Below are 21,380 nucleotides of genomic sequence, written 5' to 3' on the forward strand. Positions count from 1 at the left end.
GCAGACTTTTTAAGTTTTGAGTTAACGATGTCATTATCGTAGCGCTTAATCAATAGTGTTTAATGAAGGCCAGCCACAATAGTGACTGGCTTTTTTTATGGGTTGATCTTTTTATTCAATGTCGAGAAAACCACCAGTTCAATATGGATGAAGGCTGTAATACTTATCTCTGCATCAAGGTGTGGCAATCGATCAGATTGAAGTGCCGACATCTTCTTTGTTAGTGATCAAACTGTACTACCAACTCCAATAGCCTACCACTTTGCGCCGTAACCTCTTTGCTGCAGCTGGCTGCATGTTCACAATTTTTTATGAACATATTCGTGCTCGATTTAAGAACCATCGCATTAGCGTAAACTTGATTAATGACAGTCGATTGCTCTTCAGCACAAACCGCTATCTGTTCGCCGTTGGCTTCCATCAGATGAAGACCATCGCTAACAGATTGCAAGCTGTCAGATAATATCTGATTTGATTCAACACTTTTTTCTGTCAACTCGTGACTCTGTTCCATCTGACTGACAGCTTGTGCCGTTGTATTGCTTAAGGTATCGATGATTGACTGGATCTCGTGGGCGGATGTTTGTGAGTGATTGGCCAGGCTTCTAACTTCATCGGCAACTACCGCAAAGCCACGTCCAGCTTCACCCGCGCGTGCAGCTTCAATTGCCGCATTGAGTGCCAGCAGATTTGTCTGCTGGGCTAGGCTATCAATCACTTCCAATACTGACTTTACTTTTACACACTGTAATTCGAGTTCTGAAATTGACTGATGTGACTCCGACAACAGCCCAGTGATCTCAGAGGTGGTTGTTTGGCTTGTCTTCAGTGCTGATTGAGTGGTTTCGATCTTTTCAACCAAAGTTGAAATTTCATCGGCGGAGCTGGTGGTACTTTTTGCGATGTCGGTTACTGCTTCATTCATCTGTCCAATGGCGACAACAACCTGTTCAAGATTTGATGATTGCTCAACTAAATGAATTTGATTAGAGTTATTCTGTTTATCATGTTCCACCATACTCTCTTGTAGCTCTTCAGAGCTGTTTTTAACTCGGCCTAGAATGGCTAAACTCTCCGCTCTTTGCATTCTTAAGCTTAATTCAAGGTGGGATAATTCATCTTGATATCCCGTATAAATGACCTGGTTCAGCGCGCAGTCATGCACTTTTTTACTCATGGTCATCAGATGATTAAGCCGTGTATTTAACCGTCTTAATGGTAGAAAGAAACTGAACAGACCAACAGTGGCTAACCCCAGGCTAACGGGCATAGATGATATTGTGGCTAAGTAGAGCATCAACAATGAGATAGCCCAGCTCAGACCTAAGGATTGAACAATAGAGAGACGATTTTTAGGTTTAATCTTTTTACCACTATTAATGGCGTCGTAACAGGCTTGGGCTCTCGCCTTTAGTGATGGTTCTAGTTTAGTTCTTACAGATTGGTATTCGGTTACTTTTCCCTGATGTCTTATCGGCGTGACAAAAGCATTCACCCAATAATAACTGCCATCTTTGCATTTATTTTTGACCAGCCCCATCCAAGAACGACCACCTTGGACTGTTTGCCAGAGATCTTTAAATGCTGCTTTGGGCATATCAGAATGTCTAATGATATTATGAGGTTTCCCGATCAGCTCAGACTTTTCATAACCACATGTTTGTAAGAAGTCCTTGTTCACATGAGTGATGTAACCATTAAGATCGGTGGTAGATAGAATTTTATAACTATCTGGGTAGGTTACTTCTTTTGATTGTCGCTGATTCTGATTTTCCATAATATTTTTGTCTAAAATGATCTGAGTTTCTACATTGCAGCACCATAGAACATCTTGTTTATTAAAAAATTATTATTAGTAACTTATCAGACTCACCTTTACTGTTTTTATGAGTCTTGTGACGACGTTCGCAATTATTAATGCTATGTAAAGGAGCAAGTAAAGTATTAACGGGTACGACTTATTGGGCCGCTTATGGCTACATAGGTTTTAATTTGTAACGCTCATTGCTGAACAGTTAGTCACGATTGCAGCTTCTTCCTTTATTTCCATTCATGGAGGTGAGATTGACTTGCAGCACGTCTCAGTTATATCTGCACATACAGAGGCCATTGGAGCCATAATTGTTAGGATGTCATGTTGCGCTTTACTGAAAGTTCTTGTCCCCGCGCTTGATTTTATAAGAATCAATCCCTCAGTACGCGGTGAAATCATCTGAAATCGAACATGTCCAACAGAGAAGGCAAGGTCTGTTAATTCGATTTACAACAAGTATTTAACAGTGATACCTTGGTGCGTCTATCTCGCAGCCAAGGACGTTATCATGCTGCTATTGAATAAGCGGTTAGGAATACAAAAGGAGTTTGGCATGAATCGATATATTTTAGGAATAGTAGGAATACTTGTTTTAGCCGGTTGTAAGACAGCACCCACAGAGCAGTATCAACATGTACAGTTAATTGAAGCTGAATTGGTCTCAACAAAATGGGAAAGCCTAGAACGTTTCTCTCCTCAATACCCTATTGAAACTGCTAGAGAAGGAAAAGAGGGCTGCGCTTCAATAGAGTATGTCATTACTCCAGATTACGAAATTAGAGATATAAAAGTAATCGCATCCAATAGTAAGTACTTTGCTAAACAAGCAAAATTAAGTATAAAACAATGGAAATGGTCTGAATTATCGAAAGGTATTATACAAGAACCGATTAAAACGAGTACTCAATTTCAGTTTTGCTTGGAGACTGGAGATGGTCATTGTGCAGAAAAACGCTATTTTGAAAATAGTAAGTGTAGCGGAGAAGATGTTATTTATTCTATTGGTTATCGAGTCAGACGGCCGGGATAAACTTGTTCCTAAAAACTAATTAATAAAGATTAAAATGGTTTTCTCGCTAACTGAATAGTTGCTTTATAGCTGTAAAATGAAAATAGTATAAAAATAGCGATTAAAATGTTGTTGCAGTGACATGGTTAAGTCAGTGGTAGTAAAGCTTAATAGAAATCCCCACCTAAGTGGGGATTTTTCATGCTAACTCCGCATCGCTTTCGAGTAATAAGTCACTGAGTGAAAGACGGCTTAGTCATGGTTGGCTTAACAAATGCTATTTAGTAAATAACTGCATGATAATGACGATAATCAACAGCGGGCAAACGAACTTGACATACACTGGCCATAGCTTCCAAAACAGGCTATCGGCTTTTACTCCATCTTGCGCTGCAATAGTGTTGATCAACTTGTTACGACTCCACACCCAACCCAAGAATATCGCGATGCCTAAGGCGATTAACGGCTGAGCTCGCTCGGTGGTTAAAGTGATCATCAATCCAAATAGCGTATTGAAGTTAAACACCACCAGCATTGATAATACGGCGATAAGGGCACCAACCAATAGCGTTGCTTTATCACGCCCTAGTGATGTTTTCTCTACGATGTAGCTTGTAGGGACCTCAACAATAGAGATAGCAGAGGTGAGGCCTGCAATGGTCATCAACATGAAGAAAATAATGGCGAGTAGATACTGACTTACACCGCCTAAGGTATCAAATAGCGCTGGCAATACGGTAAACACTAAGGTGTCGGAATTGAGCAAACTGCCATCTTCTGCGAATATCTGTACGCCGTTGTGCTGTGCAACATACATGGCTGGGATCACCATTAATGCCGCTAAAAAGGCAACACTGGTGTCGGTTAACGTGACATAGGCGGTTAGCTTGCCGAGATCCTCATTTTGGTTTAAATAGGCACCGTAAACCATCATTGCACCGGTACCTATGGTGAGCGAGAAGAAGGTTTGCCCAAGGGCTCCAACCAGCACGTCGGCTTCAAATATACGGCTAAAATCAGGTACGAGTAATACTTCAAGCCCTTGCATTGCAGCCGGTTGCGTTAATATGTAAGCCACACCGGCGACTAAAATAATCAGTAACATTGGCATTAATCGCTTTGACCAGCGCTCGATCCCTTGCTGTACGCCTTGGCGAATAACCATAATGACCATGGCGATAAAGACCAGCGTAAACACCAGATTACGGGAAAGCGAAAAGTCCATTAACCAAGCCGATACCTGTGGCTGATTGGCCATTTGCGCCACTGGCGCGAGGGCGAAACTCACAAACCAACCTGACAATATGCTGTAAAAAGTACAGATGAGCGTGGCGGTAATAATGGAGATAAAACCGATAGTTTTACCTATCTTTTTAGCCATAGGATTGTTGGCGATTTTTGCCATGGCGTCAGCAGGGTTTGTTTGACCGTGGCGACCAATCATCAGCTCCGCAAGCAACATGGGGTAACCAAGCAGTAGGATCAAAATGAGATATACCAGTAAAAATGCGCCACCACCATGAGTTGCTGCTTGCGTAGGAAAACCCCAAATATTACCCACGCCAACAGCGCTGCCTGCAGCGGCCATGATAAAGCCAATTCTAGAGCTGAAATGCCCCTGTTTTACAGTGCTCATAAATGATCTCGAACCAATGAAAGAGCGCGCATGATAGAGTTTTAAATACGTAGGTCAACGCAATCAATAGGCGTTAATGTCGGTAATGCAAGTAGAGATAATCTTAATTTGGCATAGAGCCAAGATTAAAATCTTAAAAATCACCAATTGACGATTTTATTTTGCGTTGATGAGTGTTTGCTGCCCTTGTGGCGCAATTTAATCATTTATTGGTTTATTAGAAAAGTGCGACCGAATCCACAGATTATAGTCGCAATAGGCAAGACTGGAGGCTGGTTTGCGCTAATTTAGTCAGCAGACTGAGGCAGCGGGATCTGAGTTTGGTTTTTGACCTGTTTAAGTACAAAGCTTGAGTGTACACCGGCAATCTTTTCATTGGTGGTGAGTTTATCGAGCAGAAAAACTTTAAAAGCGGACATGTCTTTAACCAATACTTTTAATTGGTAATCGGCATCACTACCCGTGAGTAAACAGCACTCTTGTACTTCGTCATAAGAGGCAACTTTGGCTTCAAATCCCTCTAAAGTCTCACTAGAATGCTTTTCGAGTCGCACATGGATATAAGCGGTGAGCGCTAAGTCAAAATGTGCAGGGCTAAGCAAGGTGGCATAGCCTGCAATATAACCCGCTTCTTCTAACGCTTTGACTCTGCGAGAACAAGGCGAAGGAGATAGACCAACTTTCTCAGCGAGTTCTTGGTTAGACAACTTTCCATGTTGCTGCACCAGTTTGAGGATATGCAGATCAATTTTGTCTAATTGAATGTCAGCCATTGGGGTTTCTCTTAAAAGTCAGATAACGTCTTAGGCAGCATACCCTTATTCTATTTAAGTTCAAGGTGTTGGAGCTTAGCCGCTATTCGTTTGCTGATAGTTTCTGCACCCTATTCACTCTTATCGACAGTGTTTGCATCACTGCAATGCTGCTTAAAGCGATAATACCGCCAAGGACGGTTGAAGCGAGAACATCTTGTGGCCAATGCATGCCGAGCCACATGCGGCTAAAGCCCATTGCAATCGCCCAGCTAAAGAGTGCTGTTGGCAATAGAGTTTGCCCTGCTAATAACAGGTAGAAACTTACCACCAGCGCCAAGGTGACGGCAAATAATGTGTGACCAGAGGGGAAAGAATAACCAACCTCGTGCTGCCAATGTCCTTTAATGGCTGAGCTCAAGTTGATATCGGTGCGGGCGACTTCCAGTTGTTCAACGGCAGTGCTAATCATCGCCCGTTTGTTTGTTTTGTTGTGTTGATAAAAGTCATCGGTATTGAGCAGTGATTCTTGAGCTAGTAGTGCAGCATAAGGTCTTGCTTCGGCAAAAAAGGGTTTTAAAAAATGATTAAGGCTTAGGGTGGCTGCCATGCTGATGGAAACGGCGAGTACTAGCTGTAAAAACAGAGGTTTAGCAAGATTGCGATAACAAGCGATAAGAATGACAATACCCGTGGCGATACCATAGGGCGCAGTGCCAGTGCTGGTGATCCAATACAGTAATTGTGCAAAGTGAGTATCGAGCTCAATGCGCGGGAACATGCTGACTGAAAATATATAAAGGCTCGCAGGGATAAGGAGCAACGTCGCCCAGCCGATGAGTAGGAGTTTGGAGCTGGTTTTAGCGTCACGATGTAAAGAGTTCAATATGGGCCTCAGTGAGCAAGATGGTAGCTGTTGTCTGTTACCCAGAAGCACTCTGTGAAACTGGAGTGGACTGGAGTTATATGGCATGGCAGATTAATGATTAACGGCAGGCTATGCTAGTTCAATTAGATGAAGTGTAAATTAAACTTCTTTAACTGATATCAAAATGTTTGAAAGGCTTTTACACCAGCGCGGGTCTATTGCTGAAATTAACTATTGAAAAAGATTGAGAGCCCTACATGCTAACGTCATTCAAATCATTGTCAGTTGCAAGCAGCGTAACAATATCCCGTTGCTTGTTAGCCAGCTTTTTGTTGCTCACTGCGATAACGCGCTTTTCCGCGGCCGATAGTCAGTACTTCACTAAGCAACTACTTGAAATCGATCTCCCCAGCATGCCTTGGTTAGCCGCTGGCTTAGGTATATTGCAATTAGTTGTCGTTGTTGCGCTTATGATGCCAAGTCAGCGTTGGAGCCAGATCATGCTCTATGTTTATGCAGCATTAGCGACAGTGCCGTTATTCATGCTAGTGACTCATCCCGTTTGGATTGACGCGTTAGGGGGATTTCCGGCGATTGGCGCAGGGCAGGGATTGATTAAGTATTTGGGGATTTCAGCCGTTTCATTATATCTGGCATCATATTATGCCAACCATACACTGGTTAACAAAGTGGCAGTGAAATTGGTGCTTGCTGGCATTCTATTGGTGATGGTTTGGATCGGATTGATGAAGTTTACCCAAATTGAAGCGGATGGCATTGAAGGGCTGATGAGCACGAGTCCGCTGTTTAGCTGGATCTACTCTCTCTTTAGCGTGCTGCATGGATCTTATTTCATTGGCGTGGTGGAGTTACTCGCGGTGATGGGGATCCTGTTAGGGCGTTGGTCTAATAAGGCTTATGTTATTGGGCTTGGGATGGCAGCGTTAACGTTTGCTGCGACACAAACCTTTATTATTACGCTGCCCGCTGTGGAAACCAGCTTAGGCTTTCCCGTTTTGACTGGGAGTGGCCAGTTTATTGTTAAAGACTTAGTGTTACTGGCGGGGTGTCTAATTCTATTTGCACAGCGCAAGCCAAACTAAAATATGCTTATCTCAGGACGGGACATAGGCATAATATAAAAAAGCACCCGCTTAAAGGGTGCTTTTTTGGATCACATCATGTTGAGATTAGTCTTCAGCGTTTAGCTTAGCTTCTAGTGCATCCACTTGAGCTTGCAGTGCTTCTAGCTTTTCACGGGTTTTGATTAATACATGCTGCTGTACTTCAAACTCTTCACGCGAAACAACATCTAACTTCTGTAGCTGGTTTTGCAGCACTTGCTTAGTGCGTTCTTCAAATTCGCCGGCAAACTGCTTTAGTCCACTGGGTAGACTTTCGCTAAGTTGCTTGGCAACTTCTTCGATTTTCTTTGGATTGATCATCTTTAATATCCGCTAGGGTGCCTGTTCAGTATGGCAGTGATTGTACCTTAGGAGATGGCGATTACCAAAAGATTCACCATTTGCTGAGTGCCGTGTAGAGGCACTTCGGCAACCGATAACAAAAAGGCCCACAAGGATATCTCATTGTGGGCCCTTATGCTGTCGATTATGGATTACGACTCCTGTTGTAGCTCTTCATCAAATACCGGCAAAGGCTGGTGCTTTTCTGCCAAATAGGTATAGATAACGGGCAATACAAACAGGGTGAAAATAGTCCCGATGGCAAGGCCAGAGACAATAACCAGTCCGATATTGAAGCGAGCAACCGCTCCAGCACCTACAGCAAAGAGCAGTGGTATGAGTCCCGCTATCATTGCTGCTGTGGTCATTAAGATCGGACGCAATCTAATGGTGGCGGCGTGCTTAATGGCATCTACTCTACTTAAGCCGTTATGCAGTTGCTCCTCTTTGGCGACTTCACACATTAAAATACCGTGTTTGGTAATAAGGCCAACTAAGGTAATGAGCCCGACCTGTGTGTAGATATTCATCGAAGATAGCCCCATAACGTGGGTCCAGCCGAGTGCGATTAACGCGCCACTGATGGCTAATGGCACAGAGACCAATATCACTAGTGGGTCTTTCAGGCTTTCGAACTGGCTAGCGAGAACCAAAAAGATAATCGCCAGTGCTAAAGCAAAGGTCGCATATAGCGCTGAACCTTCGGTGACGTATTGACGGGCTTCGCCAAGGAAGTCGTAGCTATAACCTTTAGGTAAATCGTTATCACCAATGTTTTGCAGGAAGGCAATCGCATCACCAATAGCAACACCAGGGGTGGCTACGCCGCCAACCGTTACCGCATTCATTTGGTTGAAGTGGGGTAATGATCGCGGCTCTGAGATCATCTCTATGTCGACCAAGCTGGATAACGGAATAGAGCGTCCGTCGGCCGCCGTCACGTAATAACCTGCAAGTGATTCAGGGTTAGCACGATATTTGCGGTCCACTTGAGGGATAACCTCATAAGAGCGACCGTCGAGGTTGATACGGTTTACATAACCATCACTCATCATCGTGGTTAGCGTAATACCAATATCTTGCATGGTGATGCCATAAGCACCGGCTAAATCACGTTTGATGTGGATTTTCATGGTGCCAGAATCAAACTTAAGGTTAATTTCTGAGTAAACAAACAGTGGGCTTTGCTGCACTTTTTCAAGTACGCCACTACCAATTTGAAACAGACTCTCAAAAGATGCAGAGCTGGTGATCACAAACTGAATCGGTAAGCCGCCAGAGGCACCTGGTAGCTCAGGCATTTGGAAGGTCGTTACCGCCATACCTGGAACCGTTTTAACTTCTTTTCCGAGAATTTTTTGCATCTCTTTTTGGCTTTTATCTCGCTCACTCCAAGGCACCAATGGTGCAATGCCAAATGCTTGGTTAGCATTTGGCACACCCACAAAGGCAAGTGATGCAGCCGCTTCGGGATGGGCAGTGATCATGTCTGTGACTATCGACATGTTGGACTGAATATAATCCAAGTTAGCACTTGAAGGTGCCGTGCCCATCATCATCACCACGCTTTTGTCTTCGTTAGGAGCCAGCTCTGAGGGGATAAAGCTAAACATCACTGGTAAAGACGCAAACACAATTACGGCAAATGCGACGATCACCGGACGGTGATTAAGCACTGCACTTAACATGCGGCTGTAGCGGTTGGTGAGGCCATTAAGAAAACGCTCAACGCCACGTTCGAACCTATTCGGCTTAGAGTGGGCTTTGAGGATCTTAGAGCACATCATTGGCGATAACGTGAGTGCCACAATACCGGAGATAAATACTGCGCCAGCAAGGGTGAGTGCAAACTCTTTAAACAGCGAGCCAGTTATTCCGCCCATTAACGCTATAGGTGCATACACTGCGGCTAACGTAATGGTCATTGAGATAACTGGGGCTGCGATTTCACGAGTACCGATTATCGCTGCTCTAAAGGGGGTTTCGCCAAGTTTGATATGCCGGTCGACATTCTCAACGACCACGATGGCGTCATCCACCACCAAGCCAATCGCCAGCACCATCGCCAACAGCGTCATTAGGTTGAGTGTAAAGCCAAACATCAGCATGACGACGGCAACACCAATCAGTGATAACGGGATGGTGACAATTGGAATAATGACCGCCCTGAATGAACCCAAGAAGAGGGTGATAACCACAATCACAATCAGTGCCGCTTCGCCAATCGTCTTGATCACTTCATTGATTGATTCATCAATCGCCAGTGACGAGTCGTAAAGGATACGGGCCTTCATTGATACCGGTAGGTTACGGGTGATATCTGGCATCATCGCACGCGCATCGGCTGCCACAATAAGTGGGTTAGCTGTTGGGGTGACATCTAAGCCAATAACAACCGCTTCTTGCCCATCGGCGAGTGCGCGGTAAACGTCGTGGCTTTTTTCTAAGCTGACATTGGCAATATCACCAAGGCGAATAACGAGACCGTCCTGACTGCCCACCACCAGTTTTTCTAACTCGGAAACGGTGGCGACTTGGGTGTCTGCCGTACCATTAAACAAGGTAAAGGTATTGTTTGCCTGACCGACTGCAGATTGATAGTTGTTAGCTTGTAGTACGTTCATTACGTCTGTCGACGATAAGCTAAAAGCGCCCATGCGTGCTGGATCTAACCAGATGCGCATGGCGTACTTAATACCGCCATATAGATTGACTTTGGCGACACCATCAATGGTGAACAACTCTGGCTTTACCACGCGCTCAAGATAGTCGGTAATTTGGCTAGAGTTAATTTCCTCACTGTAAAATGAGATGTATAACACTGATGTTTGTGAGCCGGTAGACATGTCTACCGTTGGGTCTTCCGCCTCTTTAGGAAGCTGCGACCGTACTGAGTTAACTTTAGCGAGAATGTCTGCCAGCGCACCATTGGGATCGGTGTTGAGTTTCATGTAGACGGTGATTTTTGAGCTACCCAAAAAACTGTCTGAGGTCATGAAATCAACGTTGTCAGCTTGAGCTAAAGCTTGCTCAAGCGGTTGGGTAATAAAGCCTTGTATCAAGTTTGAATCGGCACCGTAATAACTGGTGGTGACAGTGACCACAGTATTGGTCATTTCAGGGTACTCTCGAACCTGCATACTGTTTAGCGAATAAAAGCCAAGTAATAGGATTAGAAAGCTAATTGACGCAGCCAACACAGGTCTGCGGATAAATATATCAGTAAAGCGCATGACTCTGACCTCCGCTTATAGCTGTGGCAATGTGGCGGGAGGAGTTAATGCTTTGTCCTCGCTGACACTGATTTTGCTATTGTTACTCAAGCGAACTTGGCCAGAGGTGACTATCATATCGCCAGGCTTTATTTCGCCTGTCACTAACGCATTATGAATACCACGTTCAACCACACTCACATTGATCTGTTTAACGCGTTTAACTTGCTCGCCGTCTTCGACTTTGTCTTCAATGACATAAACTGAGTTGCCGTAAAGGGTAAAGCTGATGGCCGTTTGTGGTAGCACGATTTGTTCAACGAGTTCAGGCAACAGGATGTCGACTTTAGCAAACATTCCGCTACGCAATTTTGAATCGGTATTGGGAATTTGCGCCTGTACTTGAATCAAACCACTTTGGTAAAAAACAGCGGGTTCAATTGCCGATATTATGCCTTCAAAGGGTTCGGTCGGATAAGCGTCAACATAGACATGCACAGCTTGTCCTGTCGCGATATGCGGTAACTGTGTTTGTGGAATGGTGAAACGAATTTTCATGGTGCTGATATCTTCAAGGCGCACAATTTTAGTGCCTGTTTGCAGATACTCACCTAAATTGACGTTACGAATACCCACTAAACCTGCAAAGGGAGCGCTGATTTCACGGCGGCCAATGGTGGCGCTTAAGCCTTCGCTATCAGCCACAAGTGCCAAGTATTTAGATTCACTGTTATCAAGGTCTTGTTTAGACACTGAGTTCTGTTTGTACAATTTAGTGAGTCGTTTAAAGTCTTCTCTCGCGGCAGGCAGTTGTACTTGCTTACTCTTAAGATTGGCTTTCTCCACTTTAGAATCGAGCTCAATCAGCATTTGGCCTGTTTCAACACGGCTACCGTTTTCAAATTTAATGGCTGACACGACACCTGCAAGTTCATTGGCGATAGTGACCCCTTGATTGGGCTCCACAAAGCCAATGGCATTAATGGTCGACTGCCAAGTGTTTGATGCAACAGTGATAGCGGTCACTGGAGCGACTGGCTCGGGCATATTAGCAATAGCATCGGCAATTTTACCTTTTACAAACAGGTTGAATCCAATGACTGAACCAAATGCGAGTACAGCGATAATTAACATTACCAGGGTCCATTTTTTCATGTCCTGATAGCTCCTTTAGTGAGTGGTTTTAATGGGGATTAGAATCGTTTTCCAGCATAGGTCGCAAGCAAGTTCGATTTCATGGGGTTCATACTGGATCTGTCCACGACGAGTTGTTCGAGCGATGGCCATGGCAGGTTCCATAGAGAGCGCATATAAGGCGCGTGGGTGCAAAGGCTGCATAATGCCAGCGGCTTTTCCCTCTTCAAAAAGTTGCTTTAGTGGTGCAAACAGAGTGATTTCGATATTGCGGATCTCTTCATTATTGATTTCAGGTAGATGGGCATACTGCTCATAGCTTAAATTTGTTGGAGTGCGTTGTTTACCAAAACTATGCATTTTTAACCATATACGTTTAAACCTTTGCTCTAATGTACCTAGCTGGTGGTCTTCTAATATAAAGGCTGCAACATGCGCTAGAACGTCCTTCCTAAGCTCTAAGATCAATTCGTTTTTGTCTTTAAAGTAGCGATAGATTGTGCCCGCCGCGACACCCGCTTCATTAGCCACTTGTTGCATCGACAGGCCTTGAATACCGCTAGAAGCGATAATCTTCTCTGTCGCTCTTAAAATTAAGTCACGTTTGTTTGGCATAGTCGTTACCAGGATATGAATGAACGTTCATTCACTAGTCTAGTGATCACACCGAGAATTGGCAAGAAATAAAAAGTGTACGTAAGAGTCTTTACAAAATTGAACTACAAAAGGCAGATAATGCTCTATTAACTATAGCCTGTAAAAATCGTGACGAGTATCGTCAGCTATAAAGGCGGCTCTTAAGGTTTGTTTCAATGCTTCTATTCTTTTACGACTAGAATGCGTTACGAGCTTTTCGCTTAGTCAGCTAAGCATCATCGCTGAAGCAGTGTACTAAAATCATTATTCTTTACGGTAAATAGTCAAACAAAAACTAAGCTCGGAAGATCAACAGCCCCTGGCTTTCTGCTATCATTCGTTTTCTAGTGCCCCCCTTTCATATACCTTGGTTGTTAAGTACAGATGAAGCTCAATCCCGGACAAAATGAAGCCGTCCACTATGTCAGTGGCCCTTGTTTAGTGCTTGCTGGTGCAGGTAGTGGCAAAACCAGAGTGATTATTAACAAGATTGGTTATCTGGTCGACAAGTGTGGCTATAAGGCCCGCAATATTGCGGCTGTAACCTTTACCAATAAGGCAGCGCGCGAGATGAAAGAGCGTGTCTCTAAGTCTATGGGGCGTAAAGAGGCTCGTGGTCTATGGATTTCGACGTTTCATACTCTAGGGTTAGAGATCATCAAGCGTGAGCATAAAGTGGTTGGGTTAAAGCCTGGGTTTTCACTGTTTGATGATCAAGACACGTTGTCCTTGCTGAAAGAGCTGACGCAAGACGAGTTAGATGAAGATAAAGATCTATTACGTGCATTGGCGAGTACCATTTCCAATTGGAAAGGGGATTTGGTTATTCCAGAGCAAGCCACCAAGATTGCCAAGGATGAACAGCAACAGTTATTTGCCGTGCTTTATCATCGCTATGCTCAGCACATGAAAGCGTATAACGCGCTCGATTTCGATGATTTAATCCTGTTGCCCACTTTATTGCTTAGACAAAATGAAGAGGTGAGGACGCGCTGGCAGACTCGGTTTAAATATATGCTAGTGGATGAGTATCAAGACACTAACACCAGTCAGTACGAGATGGTGAAGTTGCTGGTGGGTGAGCGGGCTCGTTTTACCGTGGTGGGTGACGACGATCAGTCAATCTACTCGTGGCGCGGGGCCAAACCGCAGAACCTGGTTTTGCTTGGCAAAGATTTTCCTAAATTAAAATTGATAAAACTGGAGCAAAATTACCGCTCTAGTCAGCGTATTTTACGTGCCGCAAACATACTCATTGCCAATAACCCGCATATCTATGAAAAAGCCCTGTTTAGCGAACTCGCTTATGGTGAGCCTATTCGGGTATTAATCGCGGCAAATGAAGAACAAGAAGCCGAACGAGTTATAGCGGAGATTATTCGGCATAGATTTGTTGGGCGTACCCAGTATGGTAGCTACGCTATCTTATATCGAGGTAACCATCAGTCTCGCTTACTCGAGCGAGCACTAATGACTAACCGTATACCTTATAAATTGAGTGGTGGTACCTCATTTTTTGGTCGTGCAGAGATTAAAGACATCATGGCTTACTTGCGTTTGGTGGTGAATCCAGATGACGACAATGCCTTTTTACGGATTGTTAACCTGCCTAAACGTGGCATTGGCCCTGCCACCTTAGAGCGTTTAGGTAACTTCTCTAACAAAAAACAGATCTCGATGTTTGCCGCCATTTTTGAGGCCGACCTTAACCATGAACTGCCTCCTGCAGCGATGGCATCTTTGTACCAGTTTGGCCGTTTTGTGGTTGAAACGGGCGAGGTCGCTTTGCGCGGTGAACCCGTTGAAGCGGTAAAGCAGTTGATCAGAAAGATCAATTACGAAGACTACCTCTACGAAACCAGTACCAGCGCCAAAGCTGCCGAAATGCGCATGAAAAACATTTCGGAGCTGTATCGATGGGTTACTGAAATGCTTGAAGGTGACGATCTTGATGAGGGGATGACACTGCCGGAGGTGGTGGCTCGCTTAACGTTACGCGACATGATGGAGCGTAATAGCGAAGATGAAGGTGGAGACCAAGTGCAATTGATGACCTTACATGCGTCAAAAGGCTTGGAGTTCCCATTCGTATTTATGGTCGGCGCAGAAGAACGTATTTTGCCTCATCAAAGCAGTATTGATGAAGGCAATGTCGATGAAGAGCGTCGCTTAGCCTACGTAGGGATCACGCGAGCACAAAGAGAACTGTGGTTTGTGATCTGTCGTGAGCGCCGACAGTTTGGTGAAACGATACGTTGTGAACCTAGTCGTTTTTTGATGGAGTTACCACAAGATGACTTGATCTGGGAAAATCGTAAGCCAGTGCAAAGTGCAGAACAACTGCAGCAAAAAGGTAAGAGCAATATTGCTAACCTTAGAGATATGTTTAAGAAGTAAATGTTGTATTTTTTTACCGCGCAGCAGATCCGCATTCTGCTGCGTTAAGCGCACACTTGGTTTTTTGCGCTATTAAGTTCAAATACTTTACCCAGCGCAATACCTTGACCTTTCTTAAAGCCTATCTCTGATAACACTTGGCAGTGTGCTTTACTGCAAATTCCCACCGCAAATATTTCAAGCTCTAGCGCACGAGCGGCGCTGTAATAGGCTTTTATAAGCTTGAGATACTGTTCACTTTCGAGGTGAGTTGCGTAGCTTGGATCTAGCTTTAATGACTGAATAGGTAAAAAGGTTAAGCTGCTTATGGCGCTATGAGCACTGCCGTAAGCTTCTATACCTAACTGCACGTTGAGACTGCTGAGTATTTCAAAAGCGTTAATGTGGTTATTGGTATTTTGTACGAAGGCTTTCTCATTGAAAAAGAGTGTTAGTTTGCTCAGATCAAAGCAGCATTGCTTAATCTTATTCTTTAATGCTCTCAGTGCATGCTTGTGATTTAAATGCTGGCTTGATATTGAAACTTGCAAATGGAAGTCGACGCCAAATTGCTGCTCTAATGTCTGAAAACCCTCATTAATGCCTGCCAGCAGGTAATTATCCAACTCTATAAGCAAATTGCAGTGCTCAGCAATGTTATTGAGCTGCAATTGCTTCACTTTACCTAGCGTTGGATGATGCCAAAATAATCTTGGTTCAAATGCAATGACCCGCTCAGTGTCGAGTTCCATTATAGGTAAGTAGCTAAGTTGCAGCTCGCCTTTTTTAAGTGCCATCTTGAGTTCGTTTTCTAGCTCAAGTTCTTGGACTTGCTGCTTATTGTTACCGTGATCAAAGATCACGTAGCAACCTTTACCTTTTGATTTAGCTTGGTACATCGCGTTATCAGCGTTGCGCAGCACTGACTCACTCGTGTCTGAATTGCTTGAGCCGCTCATGGCGACTCCGATACTGGCACTTGAGTTGACTTGTTGGTTTGAAAGGGTAAAGGGGTGGGACAACTCAACTAATACACGCTCAGCGACATCTTCAGCATCTTTTTGGTTGCCAACGGAATCTAATAAGATAACAAACTCATCACCGCCTAAGCGGGCTAGCATGTCGTTACTGCGAATGCAGAAGTGCAGGCGTTTGGCTGTTTCAATTAGAAAACGGTCGCCCTCTAGATGACCTAAAGTGTCGTTTAACAGCTTAAACCTATCCATGTCGATAAACAGCACTGCGAACTTGTCGAGAGTGTGGCGTCGAGCATGCTTAATTGTTTGAGATAAACGCTCCATAAACATGGCGCGATTAGGTAATCCTGTGAGGTTATCGTGTTTGGCGTCATGTACCAGTTGTCGCTCAATGCGTTTACGCTGATGGATCTCTTCTTCAAGATCCTCATTTACACAAGCAAGCGCTTGAGTGCGCTCATGTACCTTCTCTTCTAATTGCTCGTAACTGAGTTGCAATGACTCTGACGAGAGTTTTTTTTCTATCGCTGTGGCGATATGCTGCGAGACGAAGGTAAGCAGTTCTAAGTCTTTTTCTTGGTAGTTTTGGCTATAGCTGTAACTGTAAATGGTGAGCGAACCACTGACTTTTCCGTGGATCAATAATGGTAAGCCTATCCACTGGTTTATCTCTTGGGTGTCATTGAGTTCAGGGGCTTCACAATAGAGCTCTCCTGATTGAATTAATGCATCAATATCACTGCGCTCTAATAATCTAGGTTTATGGTTTAATAAAATGTACTCAGTTAACCCGTCACTAACGGCTCTAGGCTTAGGAGATGGTAGATCAAATTGTGAAACAAAGTAGGGGAAACTTAAGGTGTTTCGTTCTTCGTTAAGCAAGGAGATAAAGCAATTATTGATTGGGATAAGGTGACTAATAACCCGATGGAGCTCTTCGTAAAACTCTAGGCTATCAATATTGGATGTTGCGAGGTCTGCAATCTCAAACAAAGACTGCTGCAACCGTTCGGCTCTTCGTCTTTCATAGACTTCAAGTTTTAACTTGTTGTAAGCAATGCTGAGCTCTTTGGTTCGAGTTTCGATAGCGAGCTCAAGTTGTTCTTGATATTGCAAACGTTCAACGACAGCAGAGATATGATGACTAATGAAATTCATCAGTTCCAATTCCATATCACCATAGTGGATGTTGGAGTCATAGCTTTGCACCACAAGCACCCCTGTGGTGCACTCAGCGCTCCTAATTGGAACCCCTACCCACAGATGACAGTTGCTGCCTCTGGGGATAATAGCGTTAGAGTTGACGAGTTGTTGGTAAGTGTCGTTATTGCAAACCAGTGCTTGTTCGGTTTTAAGCACATAACCCGTCAAACCGCTATAAAGCATCTCGGATAGATCTTCGTCGGGGTAACAATCTTGTGGGTGTCGATCTTTTTCATCTGCAAAAAAGGGAATTTCAATTTTCCCAGTAACAGCATTTAATGTCGCTATGAAGAAATTATCGGCAGCAATAAGCTTTTTGAGGGATTGATGCAGAGATGAGTAAAATTCTTCAGGTGTGCTGACACTGGCAGCTAAGTTGGAAATATCCAACAGAGCATTTTGAGTGATCTCAGCGCGCTTGTATTTAAGAGCCAATACTTTTAAGCGTGCAATCCTTTTGTGCAATCTCACAGTTTCTGTCGACTGCAATGTTTCTTCCCTAAACATGCATTTCCGCCAAGCGCTATTTTTATTCTGATCATGATTTTAGCTAATCTTTATAAATAACATGAAAAATGTTTATATCCAAAGCTTTATTTTTGTCCAATCGTGCTATAAAACCGTACAAACGACTCAAATCTTGAGCAAGCAGATGAAAAATGCAAATCAAGTGTAGACGGGGGGGTGTTTTATCCATATTATATGCGTCGCTAACAAGGCAAGGCACCCATAGCTCAGCTGGATAGAGCGCACCCCTCCGGAGGGTGAGGCCGAGGGTTCGAATCCTTCTGGGTGCACCAGATAGGAAACGGATGTTTTGTTAGTAGGAAATAGCAGTGGTGATTGTAGCTCAGTTGGTAGAGCCCCGGATTGTGATTCCGGTTGTCGTGGGTTCGAGCCCCATCAGTCACCCCATTTTTCCTCATGTTGTTAGAGTTAGAAAGTTTTAAAAGTTCGGTGATTAGCGCAGCCCGGTAGCGCATCTGGTTTGGGACCAGAGGGTCAGAGGTTCGAATCCTCTATCACCGACCACATTATAAAATAGTGAGTTTGACTCGGTATTTAGCAAGTTAAGTAAGATTAAAGATTTTCGGTGATTAGCGCAGCCCGGTAGCGCATCTGGTTTGGGACCAGAGGGTCAGAGGTTCGAATCCTCTATCACCGACCACTTTCGAAAAGCCTCTTGAGAAATCAAGAGGCTTTTTTCGTTTTGATTTAAGCCAGGTTCGAATCTTCTCTTTTTATGAACCGCTGGCCGACGGCTTTACTAGAAAGCCCTTCGAGAAATCGAGGGGCGTTTTTGCTGACTCTTTATCTGTGTTAGAGAGGAAAAGGTTCGAATCCTACATTAACGACCGACCACTTTCGAAAAGCCTCTTGAGAAATCAAGAGGCTTTTTTCGTTTTGATTTAAGCCAGATTCGAATCCTCTCTTTTTATAAACCGCTGGCCGACCACTTTACTAGAAAGTCCTTCGAGCAATCGAGGTTTTTTTTTGTTGAATCTACTTAAATATTTTACTTTTGCTGTGTATTGACTGGCAAAGAGTTCATGTCTATCCAATCAATGCGCATGAGTTAAGGCTTGAGTGCTGCTGAATTGACAGCATACTCAATACATTTGGTATTTTGAGGAAAGTGATTTGAGAGTTCAAAGCGATTTAACTTTTACTGTAGGCAAACAAAAGGCCTCTGTTGAGGCCTTAATCAATTTGGTTATGCAGGTATCTCGCTATAGCTCAATGTCTACTGGTGGTGATACATAGCCCATATAAGCATTAGTCTTTAAGGGGGCAAAACGCTCTAACTGCTGCTTCTCTTCTATGCCGGTGACGATGACCTCAATGTCTAGCCCTTTAGCTACATTGATTAAGGCACGGCAAAGCTCGCTGCTATGCTCACTGTCATCATAATATGCAAATGATTGATCTAACTTAACATAGCTAGGCCTTAAGGTTTGTAAGTAGCGCATTGAGCCAAACTGGCGACCAAAATGATCGATACCAAAGTGTGCACCATTGTCTCTAATAACAGTACACAGAGCTTCACAAGCCTCAGGGCTGCTATACACCGCCGCTTCTGGTATATCAAAACATATACGCTCTCTTAACGCAGATGATCGCAGCAATTTATTGAGCCACTGATGGAACTCTATATCATTGATACTTTCAAACGTTAAATTGATAGCAATAGGTTCGAAGTTGCGGCCGAGTAAGTCTTTTTCACTGATAGTTTCGATTAAACATTTATCGAGTAAAGTACCCAGCGATAATAGTTCAATATAAGGCATGAACTGACCCGCAAACACTTTTTTATCACCGATCTCTAGCTGACAATAAAGCTCTCTTTGTAATACAGAATCATTGTCATTAAGTAATATGGGTTGCCACTTAAACTTAAACTTGCCACCGCTAATTGCAGTACTAAGGTGCTCTCGCCATTGCTCGCGAGTAAACAGTTGTTTCTCATTGGTCTCAAACCAATGGAATACTTTATTTTCCTGTAGCGATTTTTGCAGTGCATTGTCTGCTTGCGCCAAAATGTCGCTCACCGTCATTTGACCTATGCGTTCTGCAATCCCTAGTGCGAAGCCTTCATTTGGCTTACAACCGGCTTTAGATATTTCTTGGTTAATGGTGCGAATAAGGGTCTGCAAGTATTTACTGGTTTGATCATGCTCAGAGCTTGTGATCAAAAACGCAAACTCATAGGCGGCAATACGAGCGATGACGGATGTGGTCACGCCGTCTAAATGCTGCTTCATTTTTTCTGCTAACAGCTTGATGGTCTCATCTCTTACTTGGTAACCATACTTACTGTGGACCTCTTCAAGCCAGTCCATTTTAGCCATAATAAGCGCACCGTTCTTTGGCTCGCTTAACCAGCCATTCAGTCTACCCATCATGTATTGACGATTGGGGAGGGTAGAGACTTGGTCAACCAGGTTTTTCTTTCTCAGTTCGCCGACTTCCTCATCAAGAGAGGTAAAGATCTGTTTGAGTTGCTCAGACATGCTATTGAAAGCTTGAACGACTGATTTCAGCTCAAGGGTTCTAGGCACCACCATATCAGGGCCAAACTTTCTATTGGCTATCTCTTTAGCATGTTCCGCAATTTCATGTAATGGTTTCAAGATCCACGTCAGGCCAACACGGGCCAAAAGAATCGCAATTAAAAAAAGTATGGAAAAAACAATGATTGCATTGGTCATGGTGCGCCACAGTTCATGGTAACCAAAACCTGGATGAGCGGTGATCTCTAGTCTGGCGAGTTGGATCCACCCTGAAGTAATCGTGCTTTCTCGTCGAATAGTTTTGAAGAGGTCAAGGTCAATAAACCACTGCGGCACACCTTCAATAGCCACTGGATTTTGCCAAGTTTGCTGTTTGCCATCGACTAACCAAGTTAATTTGACCTCTTGGTAATAACCCCCTTCGAAGATGACATTGATTAAGGTTTCTGCGCCGACAATATCGCCCGCTTCTAAATCGGGTACCAGCATGATACCGAGCGAATTACTGGTATTATTGAGGTCAGATTCCATTTGCTTGGTCAGAAAGCTCTGAGTTTCGGTAAACTGCACATACCCTAAACTCGCTACCACTAGCAAAAATAGAACAAACAGAAGTGTGTATATCTGTCGAAACAGTGTCATCTTGTTAACTACTCCAGTTTTAGTTTAGGTTGTTTGAGTCGCTCAACCCCTAAACGTTGTTTTAGGTCATTCCACTTTGCAAGTTTCGATGATGATCCTGCTAGAACGCCTCGTCCTTTTTCTTTATTTAGCCACAATTGTCGACCGTTAAAACTGTATACCGGGATTAGATCCTTGCGCTGCGTTGCTGGTTTTATGGATTTATCAAGGTTATCTAAAACGAGGGGGATGGAAGAGGGAGTTTCATAGTAGGCAAGCACCATATGGTATTGGTTTACGCTGGTTGCCTTAACCATAGTAATGCGTAATTTATCTTCTGAAACGCCAAGTTGGAGCAGCGTGAAATACTTAGCGATAGAAAAATCTTCGCAATCGCCGCCGCTAACGCCAATAAACTCCATTGGCGTAGCCCAATAATTCTTATTTCCCCAAAGTTTTATATCTTCGACAAAATGAAAGAGGTTAAAAAAATTATTAACCATCAATATTTTATCGCTATCTTGTAATTCCCTCGCTTCGTCAAGAATTTTAAACTGAAGTGGCATAGTTAATTTGGCCATCTAGTTAGAGGTTGATATTATGGCCTCGTTATTATTTAGGTGATCGTATGACTAAACGTATAAAACGTAATTTTACCCCCGAATT

General features: G+C 43.7%; 13 protein-coding genes, 4 tRNA genes and 1 pseudogene. 7 read left to right on the forward strand and 11 right to left on the reverse strand.

Annotation, left to right across the window (positions count from 1 at the left end; all coding sequences use genetic code 11):
* Positions 1 to 220: 220 nt before the first annotated feature.
* The gene (locus tag L2729_RS10790) at positions 221 to 1,777 is read right to left on the reverse strand and encodes a methyl-accepting chemotaxis protein (protein WP_248988281.1); all 1,557 of its coding nucleotides are present in this window, start codon (positions 1,775 to 1,777) and stop codon (positions 221 to 223) included.
* A gap of 589 nt (positions 1,778 to 2,366) precedes the next feature.
* Here L2729_RS10790 and L2729_RS10795 point away from each other — a divergent pair.
* Complete coding sequence (locus L2729_RS10795) at positions 2,367 to 2,843, forward strand: energy transducer TonB (protein WP_248988282.1); 477 nt, start codon at positions 2,367 to 2,369, stop codon at positions 2,841 to 2,843.
* 256 nt (positions 2,844 to 3,099) lie between these two features.
* On the opposite strand, the gene L2729_RS10800 is transcribed toward L2729_RS10795, so the two are convergent.
* The 3 genes from L2729_RS10800 to L2729_RS10810 form a co-directional block, all read right to left on the reverse strand.
* A complete protein-coding gene (locus L2729_RS10800) occupies positions 3,100 to 4,458 on the reverse strand; it encodes a sodium-dependent transporter (protein WP_248988283.1) in 1,359 nt (452 codons plus the stop codon).
* Positions 4,459 to 4,745: 287 nt separating this feature from the next.
* Positions 4,746 to 5,231, reverse strand: coding sequence for an Lrp/AsnC family transcriptional regulator (locus L2729_RS10805; RefSeq protein ID WP_101089403.1), 486 nt, complete (start codon positions 5,229 to 5,231; stop codon positions 4,746 to 4,748).
* Between the two features lie 82 nt (positions 5,232 to 5,313).
* Positions 5,314 to 6,096, reverse strand: coding sequence for a phosphatase PAP2 family protein (locus L2729_RS10810; RefSeq protein ID WP_248988284.1), 783 nt, complete (start codon positions 6,094 to 6,096; stop codon positions 5,314 to 5,316).
* Between the two features lie 239 nt (positions 6,097 to 6,335).
* On the opposite strand from L2729_RS10810, the gene L2729_RS10815 reads away from it, so the two are divergent.
* Positions 6,336 to 7,181, forward strand: a complete 846-nt coding sequence (locus L2729_RS10815; RefSeq protein ID WP_248988285.1) for a DUF417 family protein — start codon at positions 6,336 to 6,338, stop codon at positions 7,179 to 7,181.
* 87 nt (positions 7,182 to 7,268) lie between these two features.
* Here the strand turns inward: L2729_RS10815 and ubiK are convergent, their stop codons facing one another.
* The 4 genes from ubiK to L2729_RS10835 all read right to left on the reverse strand — a co-directional run bounded on the left by ubiK (position 7,269) and on the right by L2729_RS10835 (position 12,505).
* A complete protein-coding gene (ubiK, locus tag L2729_RS10820; protein WP_248988286.1) occupies positions 7,269 to 7,523 on the reverse strand; it encodes a ubiquinone biosynthesis accessory factor UbiK in 255 nt (84 codons plus the stop codon).
* A 173-nt stretch (positions 7,524 to 7,696) separates the two neighbouring features.
* The gene (locus L2729_RS10825; RefSeq protein WP_248988287.1) at positions 7,697 to 10,777 is read right to left on the reverse strand and encodes a multidrug efflux RND transporter permease subunit; all 3,081 of its coding nucleotides are present in this window, start codon (positions 10,775 to 10,777) and stop codon (positions 7,697 to 7,699) included.
* A gap of 15 nt (positions 10,778 to 10,792) precedes the next feature.
* Positions 10,793 to 11,911, reverse strand: a complete 1,119-nt coding sequence (locus tag L2729_RS10830; protein WP_248988288.1) for an efflux RND transporter periplasmic adaptor subunit — start codon at positions 11,909 to 11,911, stop codon at positions 10,793 to 10,795.
* 15 nt (positions 11,912 to 11,926) lie between these two features.
* Positions 11,927 to 12,505, reverse strand: coding sequence for a TetR/AcrR family transcriptional regulator (locus L2729_RS10835; RefSeq protein WP_248988289.1), 579 nt, complete (start codon positions 12,503 to 12,505; stop codon positions 11,927 to 11,929).
* Positions 12,506 to 12,910: 405 nt separating this feature from the next.
* On the opposite strand from L2729_RS10835, the gene rep reads away from it, so the two are divergent.
* Positions 12,911 to 14,923, forward strand: coding sequence for a DNA helicase Rep (gene rep / locus L2729_RS10840; RefSeq protein ID WP_248988290.1), 2,013 nt, complete (start codon positions 12,911 to 12,913; stop codon positions 14,921 to 14,923).
* A gap of 44 nt (positions 14,924 to 14,967) precedes the next feature.
* On the opposite strand, the gene L2729_RS10845 is transcribed toward rep, so the two are convergent.
* Positions 14,968 to 17,589, reverse strand: a complete 2,622-nt coding sequence (locus L2729_RS10845; RefSeq protein ID WP_248988291.1) for a bifunctional diguanylate cyclase/phosphodiesterase — start codon at positions 17,587 to 17,589, stop codon at positions 14,968 to 14,970.
* Positions 17,590 to 17,805: 216 nt separating this feature from the next.
* Here L2729_RS10845 and L2729_RS10850 point away from each other — a divergent pair.
* From L2729_RS10850 to L2729_RS10865, 4 genes are all read left to right on the forward strand, one after another.
* Positions 17,806 to 17,882, forward strand: a tRNA-Arg gene (locus L2729_RS10850).
* Positions 17,883 to 17,921: 39 nt separating this feature from the next.
* Positions 17,922 to 17,997: transfer RNA gene (locus tag L2729_RS10855), tRNA-His, on the forward strand.
* 40 nt (positions 17,998 to 18,037) lie between these two features.
* Positions 18,038 to 18,114, forward strand: a tRNA-Pro gene (locus L2729_RS10860).
* Between the two features lie 59 nt (positions 18,115 to 18,173).
* A tRNA-Pro gene (locus tag L2729_RS10865) sits at positions 18,174 to 18,250 on the forward strand.
* Between the two features lie 562 nt (positions 18,251 to 18,812).
* Here the strand turns inward: L2729_RS10865 and L2729_RS10870 are convergent.
* Together L2729_RS10870 and L2729_RS10875 are read right to left on the reverse strand one after the other, a co-directional pair.
* Positions 18,813 to 20,735: a bifunctional diguanylate cyclase/phosphodiesterase gene (locus tag L2729_RS10870; protein ID WP_248988292.1), complete on the reverse strand. Its 1,923-nt coding sequence runs from the start codon at positions 20,733 to 20,735 to the stop codon at positions 18,813 to 18,815.
* Between the two features lie 8 nt (positions 20,736 to 20,743).
* A pseudogene (locus L2729_RS10875) lies at positions 20,744 to 21,235 on the reverse strand (transglutaminase-like cysteine peptidase); the annotation flags it as partial.
* Between the last annotated feature and the right edge of the window lie 145 nt (positions 21,236 to 21,380).

The organism is Shewanella gelidimarina (genome assembly GCF_023283945.1).
Taxonomy (GTDB): Bacteria; Pseudomonadota; Gammaproteobacteria; order Enterobacterales; family Shewanellaceae; genus Shewanella; species Shewanella gelidimarina.

What these genes read in the sequence shown, in the direction of transcription:
- L2729_RS10790 (WP_248988281.1), bottom strand. Translation starts at nt 1,777, where the DNA reads ATGGAAAATCAGAATCAGCGACAATCAAAAGAAGTAACCTACCCAGAT.
- L2729_RS10795 (WP_248988282.1), top strand. Translation starts at nt 2,367, where the DNA reads ATGAATCGATATATTTTAGGAATAGTAGGAATACTTGTTTTAGCCGGT.
- L2729_RS10800 (WP_248988283.1), bottom strand. Translation starts at nt 4,458, where the DNA reads ATGAGCACTGTAAAACAGGGGCATTTCAGCTCTAGAATTGGCTTTATC.
- L2729_RS10805 (WP_101089403.1), bottom strand. Translation starts at nt 5,231, where the DNA reads ATGGCTGACATTCAATTAGACAAAATTGATCTGCATATCCTCAAACTG.
- L2729_RS10815 (WP_248988285.1), top strand. Translation starts at nt 6,336, where the DNA reads ATGCTAACGTCATTCAAATCATTGTCAGTTGCAAGCAGCGTAACAATA.
- ubiK (WP_248988286.1), bottom strand. Translation starts at nt 7,523, where the DNA reads ATGATCAATCCAAAGAAAATCGAAGAAGTTGCCAAGCAACTTAGCGAA.
- L2729_RS10825 (WP_248988287.1), bottom strand. Translation starts at nt 10,777, where the DNA reads ATGCGCTTTACTGATATATTTATCCGCAGACCTGTGTTGGCTGCGTCA.
- L2729_RS10830 (WP_248988288.1), bottom strand. Translation starts at nt 11,911, where the DNA reads ATGAAAAAATGGACCCTGGTAATGTTAATTATCGCTGTACTCGCATTT.
- L2729_RS10835 (WP_248988289.1), bottom strand. Translation starts at nt 12,505, where the DNA reads ATGCCAAACAAACGTGACTTAATTTTAAGAGCGACAGAGAAGATTATC.
- rep (WP_248988290.1), top strand. Translation starts at nt 12,911, where the DNA reads ATGAAGCTCAATCCCGGACAAAATGAAGCCGTCCACTATGTCAGTGGC.
- L2729_RS10845 (WP_248988291.1), bottom strand. Translation starts at nt 17,589, where the DNA reads ATGTTTAGGGAAGAAACATTGCAGTCGACAGAAACTGTGAGATTGCAC.
- L2729_RS10870 (WP_248988292.1), bottom strand. Translation starts at nt 20,735, where the DNA reads ATGACACTGTTTCGACAGATATACACACTTCTGTTTGTTCTATTTTTG.